The sequence below is a fragment of the Nitrospira sp. BLG_2 genome, assembly GCF_049222245.1.
The window spans coordinates 1-1,934 of record NZ_JBLYIG010000724.1 but is presented as its reverse complement, the minus strand read 5'-3'; the positions used below and the strand labels follow the sequence as shown (position 1 = coordinate 1,934).

The 1,934-nt window shown below is 33.6% G+C and carries 2 protein-coding genes; both read right to left on the bottom strand.

From position 1 onward, the window contains the following. Nucleotides 1-79: 79 nt before the first annotated feature. A complete protein-coding gene (locus ACOSYY_RS19475; RefSeq protein WP_421664602.1) occupies nt 80-1,540 on the bottom strand; it encodes a DnaB-like helicase C-terminal domain-containing protein in 1,461 nt (486 codons plus the stop codon). After that, on the bottom strand, nt 1,540-1,934 hold a 395-nt coding region (locus tag ACOSYY_RS19470; protein ID WP_421664601.1), incomplete at its 5' end, for a hypothetical protein. The genes ACOSYY_RS19475 and ACOSYY_RS19470, both read right to left, overlap by 1 nt.

Here is a 1,934-nt window from a genome sequence, read left to right as displayed (position 1 = left end):
AGTCTATTTGGAAATTCTGTATATTCGTAGGAAAAATTGTCTAATATTGCTGGAACATGTTCAAGAATTTTTGCATAATTTAGCATAAGTCCGCGATATCAATAGATGAAGCATCTGTTATAAAACCTTCATTTTCAGCTTGTGTCGTCTTCTTAACTTGTAACTTGGTTTTAAGTTCTGTTACTGTCGATGTTTTGCCATCAAACATCATATTAATATAGTCATTGGGGGCTAACGGTTCACCGAATCTACATTTAAGTGCGTGAACTTTACGATTACCATTATGGTATCCATCTTCAATCATTTCCTCTGGCGTCTTATCCCTAAAGACAACGCAGGAATTACATAACCATAATAGTCTATCAGATTGACTGATAATATCTGATGTATCTTTTGTTATACCGTCGCGATTTAACTGCACGAAAGATAGACAGGGTGTGTCATATTGTTTACAAAAATCACTTAGATAGCTAATCTGAAAGCCGATAGCTTGATATTCTTGCATATCTCCTAATTGAGAATCATTCATTAATTTAAAATAATCGTAAATAATTAGGTGCGGATTAGGTTTACCGTTTGCATCAAATTTTACTGTCGAAAAAATCCATCTTCTCATTATTGACACTATTTCTTCAAAACCTTTACCGCCTACCCAAATATGTTTGAATTTATTATTCTTTAATTTTTTGGCAGTAGATATAACCTTATTTCTCATATCACTAGATGAACCAAATTGTCCAGTCTCAATTAATTTATTGTCTACGCCAGTCAATTTAGCTATAAGTCTATTCTCTTGTTCTTCTAAATTCATTTCTGTATCAATATACAAGACAGGAATATCCATTTTATCTGATACATGGTCGCCCACATTCATAGCTACTGTAGATTTTCCACGACCTGGTCTAGCTCCCCATAAATGTACACCACTTCTTAATCCACCACCAATCATGTTATTATATATTGCGAATGGTGTTGGAATACCAATCATAGAGACTGGATTCTTAGCTAAATGTTCTAATCTAGCTACTAAATCATCTCCAATAGACTTTGGTGTATTCTCATTCTGATTATTCAGTGAATTAGTAATCGAAAATACAGCTTCTTCTGGAACACCCACGATTGCGTCTGTAGACTCTGTCCCATCAAAATCTTCAAGTTTATGATACGCTTCTAATAGTTTAACTTGTGATTTGCGAATCAAATCTAATTTGGCAACTTGTTTTGCCATAGTCCGAACATTTTTAAGATGTATCGGAAAATTAAATAAACTACGAAGAAAATCAATATCTGTCTTATTCTTATTAAAGACCGAACTTAATCCTAACGTATCAGCTGTTGCTAAAATGGTAGTAGCATCAACCTTTTCTGATGTCTTAAGAATATTATCTAAACATAACCAGATAGATTCATTTGACTCAATTGTAAAACATCCAGCATCAATAATATCAGAAACATCATAATATGCTTCTCTACCATATTGACAAACACCAGCTAAAACCGCTCGTTCCGCACCCGGATTCCCATTTACTTTTTTAGACATTATCTTCCTTTACTTCCACACCTATTACATAAATAATATGATTTTGAATAATATATACCAATATGGTGAGCAGGAACCATTGATTCGTCACCACAACTTTGACATTTAATTTTACCCATCTTTATTGGTGGCCGACTTGGTACAGGATTATCACTATATTTGATTTTACTATCAATTTCTATATCTTCTTTAATTTGTGATAAATCAGTTGCTTTAACCATATTACCGACCTGAATTGGTGCTGGTCTTCCATATGTTCCGTCGACTTGACCAGCCGCGTTAAATCTTAGTTTTCTTCCTTTATCATCAGTCATTACCTTTTTTTGCATTTGAAAATTAGATATATCATCTTTGTAAACAGGCGGATTTACATCTACTTGTAGTGCTAATGGGG